Annotated in this window: 7 protein-coding genes and 1 pseudogene; 7 read left to right on the top strand and 1 reads right to left on the bottom strand. The window is 70.8% G+C overall.

The window, feature by feature from the left end; genetic code table 11:
* The 4 genes and pseudogenes from EJC49_RS24340 to EJC49_RS24325 form a co-directional block, all read left to right on the top strand.
* Positions 1 to 269, top strand: a pseudogene (locus EJC49_RS24340) (molybdenum cofactor guanylyltransferase MobA); the annotation flags it as partial.
* Between the two features lie 147 nt (positions 270 to 416).
* Positions 417 to 1,421, top strand: coding sequence for an ABC transporter substrate-binding protein (locus tag EJC49_RS24335; RefSeq protein ID WP_126702523.1), 1,005 nt, complete (start codon positions 417 to 419; stop codon positions 1,419 to 1,421).
* 6 nt (positions 1,422 to 1,427) lie between these two features.
* Positions 1,428 to 2,186, top strand: coding sequence for an ABC transporter permease (locus EJC49_RS24330; protein ID WP_126702522.1), 759 nt, complete (start codon positions 1,428 to 1,430; stop codon positions 2,184 to 2,186).
* Complete coding sequence (locus tag EJC49_RS24325; protein WP_126702521.1) at positions 2,179 to 2,892, top strand: ABC transporter ATP-binding protein; 714 nt, start codon at positions 2,179 to 2,181, stop codon at positions 2,890 to 2,892. Before EJC49_RS24330 ends, EJC49_RS24325 begins: the two co-directional genes overlap by 8 nt.
* A gap of 199 nt (positions 2,893 to 3,091) precedes the next feature.
* On the opposite strand, the gene EJC49_RS24320 is transcribed toward EJC49_RS24325, so the two are convergent.
* The gene (locus EJC49_RS24320; protein WP_126702520.1) at positions 3,092 to 3,421 is read right to left on the bottom strand and encodes a hypothetical protein; all 330 of its coding nucleotides are present in this window, start codon (positions 3,419 to 3,421) and stop codon (positions 3,092 to 3,094) included.
* Between the two features lie 195 nt (positions 3,422 to 3,616).
* Between EJC49_RS24320 and EJC49_RS24315 the strand changes: the two genes are divergently transcribed.
* The 3 genes from EJC49_RS24315 to treY form a co-directional block, all read left to right on the top strand.
* On the top strand, positions 3,617 to 4,096 hold the full coding sequence (locus EJC49_RS24315; protein ID WP_126702519.1) for a pyridoxamine 5'-phosphate oxidase family protein: 480 nt from the start codon (positions 3,617 to 3,619) through the stop codon (positions 4,094 to 4,096).
* A gap of 151 nt (positions 4,097 to 4,247) precedes the next feature.
* Complete coding sequence (gene malQ, locus EJC49_RS24310) at positions 4,248 to 5,963, top strand: 4-alpha-glucanotransferase (RefSeq protein WP_126702518.1); 1,716 nt, start codon at positions 4,248 to 4,250, stop codon at positions 5,961 to 5,963.
* 29 nt (positions 5,964 to 5,992) lie between these two features.
* On the top strand, positions 5,993 to 7,644 hold a 1,652-nt coding region (treY, locus tag EJC49_RS24305), incomplete at its 3' end, for a malto-oligosyltrehalose synthase (RefSeq protein ID WP_126702517.1).

Genomic DNA, 7,644 nt, shown 5'->3' with positions numbered 1-7,644 from the left:
GCGCCCGGCGCGCGGAAGCGGCCCGCGTGGCGCTAGCGGCCTCGGGGGAACGGACGCATCCGGTCGCGGGCCTGTGGCCGGTGGCGCTCCGGGAGGCGTTGCGGCGGGCGCTGGTGGCCGAGGGCCTGCGCAAGATGTCCGACTGGACGGCCAGGCACGAGGTCGCGGTCGCGACATGGCCGGTCGACCCGGTCGACCCGTTCTTCAACGTCAACACGCCGGACGACCTCGTGCACGCGGGGCGATTGAGCCGCCTGGTGCGCGATTGACGCTCCGGTCGCCCGACGGCTTTCGATGCGGTGTTGCCGAAGGGTCGGGCGAGCAGGCATAGAGGGCCGCGATCGTCCTTCGCCGGGCCGCCGCGCCGCGTACGGGACGCGCCGTTCGGTCCCGGCGAACCATCACGGAGTATCCGCATGATCCGGTCCATCGAAGGAACAGCGAGCCGTCTTGCCGCCGTGCTCTCGGCCGCGCTCGCCGTCTGCCTCCTCGCCGGCGCGGCCTGGGCGCTGGAGCCCGTGCGGGTCGGCGTCCTGAAGTTCGGCACCGTCAACTGGGAGCTCGACGCGATGAAGAACGCCGGCTTCGACCATGCCGCCGGCGTCGACGTCGAGATCGTGCCCTTCGCCGGCGAGGACGCCAGCAACGTGGCGCTGCAGGCCGGCACGGTCGACGTCATCGTCTCCGACTGGCTGTGGGTGTCGCGGCTTCGCGCCGACGGCGCCGACTTCACCTTCGTGCCCTATTCCTCGTCGGTCGGCGCCATCATGGTCCCGCAAGGCTCGGCGCTGCGCACGCTGGCCGACCTCAGGGGTCGCAAGCTCGGTGTCGCCGGCGGACCGCTCGACAAGAGCTGGCTCCTGATCCAGGGGCTGGCGCGACGCGATCACGGGCTCGACCTCGCCGCCGAAAACGACGTGGTCTACGGCGCGGCGCCCTTGCTCGCCGAAAAGGCGAGGCAGGGCGAACTCGAGGCCGTGTTGAATTTCTGGCACCACAATGCGCGGCTGGAGGCCAATGGCTTCCGAACGCTCGTCGGCGCCGAGGACGCGGCGGCGGCGCTCGGCGCGTCCGGCCCGGTTTCGGCGCTCGGCTACGTGTTCTCCGAAAAATGGGCGCAGGCCCGTCCGCTCGCCGCGCGGGGTTTCGTGCAGGCCTCCCGCGCAACCAAGGCGCTGCTGTCGTCTTCCGACGCCGAATGGGAGCGTCTGGCGCCGCTGGTGCGCGCCGACGGTGCCGAGCTTCTGGCGCTGCGCGACCGCTATCGCGACGGCATTCCCGCGCGGCCGGCCGCCGAGGACGAGGCGGATGCCGCTCGCCTCCACGCGGTGCTGGCCGAACTCGGCGGCGAGAAGCTCGTCGGCCGGTCCCCCGTGATGGCGCCGGGCACCTATTGGCCGGGCCTCGCCGATGGCTTCTAGACCCCGGTGACGCGCGGGCTTCCCCTTCTCTGGAGTGTCGTCTCCCTGCTTGGCCTGCTGGGGCTCTGGTGGGTGCTGGCGCTTGGCGCCGATCCGCGCGTGTTTCCGGCGCCGCCCGCCGTGCTGGAGGCGCTGCTGCGCGAGGCCGCGTCGGGCGACCTCGCCCGCCATCTCGGTGCGACGCTCGCCCGCGTCGCGGCCGCCTTCGTGCTCGCCCTGACCATCGGCTCGGCCATCGGCATCGCGCTCGGCATGAACCACGGCCTCGACCGCCTGTTCGATCCCTGGGTGGTGCTGTTCCTCAACCTGCCCGCCCTCGTCGTCATCGTGCTCGCCTATGTCTGGTTCGGGCTGAACGAGGTGGCGGCCATCGGCGCGGTGGCGGTCAACAAGATCCCCAACGTCGTCGTCACGCTGCGGGAGGGGGCGCGCGCGCTCGACCGGTCCTATGCCGAGCTCGCCCGCGTCTACCGCTTCTCCTTCGCCAGCCGGATGCGCGACGTGGTGCTGCCGCAGCTGCAGCCCTTTTTCGCCGCGGCGAGCCGGTCCGGCATCGCGCTGATCTGGAAGATCGTGCTGGTGGTGGAACTGCTCGGCCGCTCGAACGGCGTCGGCTTCCAGATCCATCTGCATTTCCAGCTGTTCGACGTGGCGACGATCCTCGCCTATGCGCTGGCCTTCGTGGCGGTGATGCTCCTCGTCGAGACCTTGCTCCTGCGTCCCTACGACCGTTACGCGACGCGGTGGCGGGCTCCCCATGCTTGAGGTCGACATCGCCTCGAAAACCTATCCGGCCGTCGGCGGCCCGCCGCTGCTCGCGATCGAGGGCCTGCGCTTTTCCGTGCCCGACGGCACGTTCGCCTGCCTCGTCGGCCCGTCCGGCTGCGGCAAGACGACATGCCTGCGCATCCTGCTCGGGCTCGAACGCGATTTCGACGGCCGCACCGTCCTGCCGGGCGGCAATCCGCGCATCGGCGTCGCCTTTCAGGAGCCGCGCCTCCTGCCCTGGCGCACCGTCGAGGAGAACGTGCGCCTCGCCCTCCCGAAGGCCATGCGGGCGCGGCCGCTGCACGATCTCTTTGCCCGGCTGGGCCTCGACGGCTTCGAGAATTTCTATCCCGGCGCCCTGTCGCTCGGGCTCGCCCGCCGCGCCGCGCTGGCGCGGGCCTTCGCGGTCGAGCCGGGCCTGCTGCTGCTCGACGAGCCCTTCGTCTCGCTCGACGAGGCGACCGCGCAGGACCTTCGCGCCCTGCTGCTCGACGTCTGGCAGGCGCGGCCGACGACGGCGCTGATGGTCACCCACAATCTGCGCGAGGCCGCCCAGCTCGCCGACCGGATCATCGTGCTGTCGCAACGGCCGGGGCAGGTCCGCGGCGAACACCTGATCGCCGTCGATCGCACCCGGCGCACGCCCGAGGCGGTCAACGCCATCTGCGCGGAGGTGTCGGCGCGGTTCCCCGGGCTGCTCTGAGCGACACCCGGCCCGCGCGGGCGGCGCGTTCTCGACGCGAAAGGCCTCCGGCAACGGGCCGGAGGCCTTCCACACTGAATACGGGCGGGCGGATCCGCAAACGCCCTCCCGCCTTCAATCCCTGTAACTGGCGAGCTTCCCGATCCCGGGCGCGATCCACCTCACGGGCGCCTCGGCCACGGCCGCTCGACGGCAGGCCTTACTGCGCGGGCAGCGGGTCGGGCGCGCCGGCGGGGCTGGCGCCGGTGCCGCCCTGCGGCGCGCCATCTTGCTGGGGCGCGGTCGTGCCATCGCCCGGCGTATGGCCGGGGATGCTCCCCCCGGTCGACGACTGCGGCGTGGGATCGGTGTCTGTCTGCACCTGGTCGCTCGGCACCACGCCGTCGATGATCCTGTCTTCCGACACGTTGGGAAGCGGCGTCGTGGCGGGTGCGTCGGCGGGTGGGTTTTCGCCGCAGGCGGCGAGCGGAAGGGTGAGCGCGAGCAGCACGGTCGCGCCGAGAATGCGGATGTCTGGTCTTTTGGTCACGGTTTTTTCCCGGTGGTGGTTGGTGTTGGGGGCGGGTCGAGGCCGCCGTCAGCGATAGCTCTCCTCGCGATTCCAACGTCGTCGGCAAAGGCATGGTTCCGCCCGGCCGGGGATGCGGCTTCGCGCCGGGCGGCAGGAACCTTCGTCCGTTCGGGCAGTTTTCCGGCGGCACCAACCGAAACACGGAGACGACGAATGACCCATCACGACGATGCGAAACATGTCTGGGACATGATGGAAAAGATCGGGCTGTGCATGCTCGCGACGGCGGACGGGCAGAACATTCGCGCGCGGCCGATGGCGGCCCATGTCGATCACCGCGAACGCATGGTCTATTTCCTGACCGACGCCGCCAGCCACAAGGACGAGGAGATCGCCCGCAATCCGTCCGTCTGCCTCGCCTTCGCCGATCCGTCCGGCAACGACTACGTCTCGGTCAGCGGTCATGCGCAGGTCAGCAACGACCGCGCCAAGATCCGCGATCTGTTCTCGACGCCCGCCAAGGCCTGGTGGGACGATGCCGAGGACCCGTCGATCCGGGTGCTGAAGGTGCAGCCGAGCGAGGCGCAGTACTGGGAAGGCTCCGGGCGCGTCGTCAGCTTCGCCAAGATGCTCGTCGCCGCCGTCAGCGATTCGCGGCCCGACCTCGGCGACAACGCCAAGGTCCGCCTGTAGCGGCCCGGCGTCGGCTTCTCTCGCGCCGTCGATACGCTTCGACGTCGCCCGGCGGGAACCTTCGCCGGGCGTCGGACTTTGTTTCTCTGGCAGGCGCGTTGTCGCCGGCTCGCCACCCAGGCGTCCGATCTTGCAGGAGAAAACGACAGGCATGAACCCCGAGCCCGAGAGCGCCGACCCCCGGCCAGCGGCGGGACGTGTCTGCCACATCCCCGGCTGGCTGGCGGACACGCGCGTCTGGGGCGTCTCGCTGCAGCTCTACGAGCTGCGCTCGCGCCGCAACTGGGGCATCGGCGATTTCGCCGATCTCGCCAGCGTCTGCGACATCGCGGCCGAGGCGGGCGCCGATTTCGTCGGCCTCAATCCGTTGCATGCGCTCTTTCTTGCCGATCCCGATCGATGCAGCCCGTTCTCGCCATCGAGCCGGCGGTTCCTGAACCCCCTCTACATCGCCGTCGACCAGGTCGCGGGCTACGAGCCGTCCGGCCCGGTCGTGGCCAAGGCCCGCGCGCTGTCGGCGCTTCCCACCGTCGACTACCGGCAGGTGGCGGCGTTGAAGATCACGGCGCTGCGGCAGATCTGGGCCAGCGATGCCTGGCGCGCCAGCACGTCGGATGCCGCGGCCTTCGATCTCTACTGCGCCCGGCGCGGCGAAACGCTTCGCCGGCACGCGCTTTTCGAGGCGCTGTCGGAAGAAATGGTCGCGCGCGGCTTCGGCAGCGGCTGGCGCGACTGGCCGCGCGAATATGCGCACCCGCGAACCGCCGAGGTCACCGAATTCGCCCGCGCCAACGCCGACGAAGTGCGCTTCCAGTGCTGGCTGCAATGGCTGTGCGAGACACAGCTGGAAAACGCCGCGTCCAGCGCACGCGGGGCCGGCATGCGGATCGGCCTCTATCTCGATTTCGCGGTCGGCGAAGCGCCCGACGGTTCGGCCACCTGGACCGACCGCGACGCCTATGTCGTGGGCCAGTCCATCGGCGCCCCGCCCGACTATTTCAGCGCCTACGGCCAGGATTGGGGGCTGACGCCGATCGCCCCGGAAACGCTCGAGCGCACCGGCTGCGCCGCGTTCGCCGAGCCCATCGCGGCGTCGATGCGCTTTGCCGGCGCGCTCCGCATCGACCACGTCATGGCGCTGGAGCGGCTGTTCTTCGTGCCGGAGGGCCGGCTGCCCGCCGAAGGCCGCTATGTCGACTATCCGGCCGACGCGCTGATGGACGCGCTCGCCGATCTGTCCGAAACCCACGGGGCGCTCGTCATCGGCGAGGATCTCGGCGTGGTGCCGGAAGGCTTTCGCGAGCGGATGGCCGCGCGCCGCATCCTCTCCTACCGGATCGCCTATTTCGAGAAATCGGGCGAGCGCTTCCGGCCGGCCGAGGAGTATCCGGAACTGGCGATCGCCTGCCTGTCGACGCATGATCTCGCGCCCCTTCGGGCCTGGTGGCGCGGCGACGACATCCGCCTGCGCAGCGGCATCGGCGCCATCGACGCCGACATGGCCGCCACGCAGACGCAGGAGCGCGCGGCCGAGCGCATGGCCCTTGTGGAAACCCTCGGCCGATCGGGCGCGCTCGCACCGGAGGAGGCGAACCGCTACGCCGATGCCGCGGACAAGCCGGGCGAATTCCCGCCGGCCGGCTTCGCGGCGGCCATGCATCGCTTCATCGCGCTGACCCCGAGCAGGCTCGCGGCGGCACGGCTGGCCGATCTCACCGGCGACGACCGCCCCACCAACCTGCCGGGCACCGTCGATGCCTATCCCAACTGGCGTTTCAAGTGCCCGGTGTCGATCGAAGATCTGGCGCATGACGAACGCTTCGAGCGGATCACCGGCATGCTTGCGGCCATCCGCCCCAAATCCTGACGGCCCGAGGCCTTGGAGAGACACCCCGAATGACGCTGCCACGCGCCACCTATCGCCTGCAGTTCCGCAACGGCATGACCTTCGACTGGGCCGCCGAACTCGCGCCCTATCTGGCGCGCCTCGGCATCAGCCACGTCTACGCGTCGCCGGTCTTCTCGGCGCCGCCCGGTTCGACGCATGGCTACGACGTCGCCGATCATGGCGAGATCGACCCCTTGCTGGGCGGTCGACCGGGCTTCGACCGCATGGTCGAGGCGTTCCGTGCCGAAGGCCTGCGGCTGATCCTCGACATCGTCCCCAACCACATGGCGGCCGACCTGGCCAATCCCTGGTGGCGCAGCGTCGTGGAATGGGGCCGGCAGAGCCCCTATGCCGGGCATTTCGACATCGACTGGCGCGAACGGCTCACCCTGCCGCTGCTCGGCCGCCCTTACGCCGAAGCGCTGGCGGGCGGCGACATCCGGCTGGCCTTCGACCGCGCCCGCGGCTTCATCGGCCTTGCGCTCGGCGCCCTCGTCCTGCCGCTGCATCCGGCCAGCTACGAGAGCGTTCTGGCGCGGTTCCGCTCGCCGGCGGCCGGGGAGATCGCCGCCGAGGCAGGCCTCGCCGATCCGGGCGACGCCGCGCGGTTTCATGCGCGGCTGCGGCCCCTTCTCGCCGAGGCCGACGCCCTGGCCGAGGAGATGGAGGCCGCCTCGGCGGATCGGGCCTTCATCGACCGGGTGCACGGCCAGCAGGCCTTCGAGCTCATTCACTGGAAGGAGGCCCGCCGCCACCTCGGCTACCGCCGCTTCTTCGAGATCACCGGCCTGGTGGGCGTGCGCGTCGAGGATGAAGCCGTGTTCGACGACGTGCACCGGCTGGTGCTCGATCTGGTGCGCGACGGCGCCGTCGATGGCCTGCGCATCGACCATGTCGACGGGCTCGCCGATCCCGCCGGATATCTGAAGCAGCTCCGCGCCGAGCTCGGCCCCGACGCCGGCCTCTTCGTGGAGAAGATCCTGGAAGGCGACGAAACGCTGCCCGCCGACTGGCCCGTCGACGGCACGACGGGCTACGAATTCGTCGACAGCCTGGCGGATCTCTTGGTCGACGAGACCCGGATGGCCGAACTCGACGCCACCCACGCGGCTGCGCTGGGGGAAGCCCCGGATCCCGAAGCGCTCATCCGCGCCGCGCGCGAGCGGACGCTCACCCACAATTTCGAGGGTGAACTCGCCTCGCTCGTGCGCCTCGCCTCCGAGGCGTCGCGGCGATCGGGCGCGCCAGAGCCGGAGGAAGCCCTCTGGGAGGCAATCGGGGCGGTGATCGTCGCGATCCCGGTCTACCGCACCTACGGCACGTCCGAGGGTCTGGCCGCGCGGGATCGGGCCATCCTCGAAAAGGCGGCGGCCGCGGCGGTCGAGCGGCTCGGCGCCGATCGAAGCCGGCACGTGGACGTCGTGCTGCGGCTTCTCCTCGGAGAGGTCGCGCCCGACAGCCGCGACATCGCGCAACTGTTTCGCGAGAAGCTGCAGCAATTGTCGGGTCCGGTCATGGCCAAGGCGGTCGAGGACACCGTGTTCTATCGCTTCAACCGTTTGATCGCCGTCAACGAGGTCGGCTGCGACCCGGCCCGGCCGCCGGGCGGCGTGCCGCGCGTCCATGCGCGTCTCGGCAGCGCGGCGCGGCGGGGCGACCG

This window comes from Aquibium carbonis (genome assembly GCF_003970795.1).
GTDB classification, from domain to species: Bacteria; Pseudomonadota; Alphaproteobacteria; order Rhizobiales; family Rhizobiaceae; genus Aquibium; species Aquibium carbonis.
This window is presented reverse-complemented; position numbering and strand designations above follow the sequence as displayed.

Excerpts from the sequence above, each read along its gene's own strand:
- EJC49_RS24335 (WP_126702523.1), top strand. The coding sequence starts at position 417 with ATGATCCGGTCCATCGAAGGAACAGCGAGCCGTCTTGCCGCCGTGCTC.
- EJC49_RS24325 (WP_126702521.1), top strand. The coding sequence starts at position 2,179 with ATGCTTGAGGTCGACATCGCCTCGAAAACCTATCCGGCCGTCGGCGGC.
- EJC49_RS24315 (WP_126702519.1), top strand. The coding sequence starts at position 3,617 with ATGACCCATCACGACGATGCGAAACATGTCTGGGACATGATGGAAAAG.
- malQ (WP_126702518.1), top strand. The coding sequence starts at position 4,248 with ATGAACCCCGAGCCCGAGAGCGCCGACCCCCGGCCAGCGGCGGGACGT.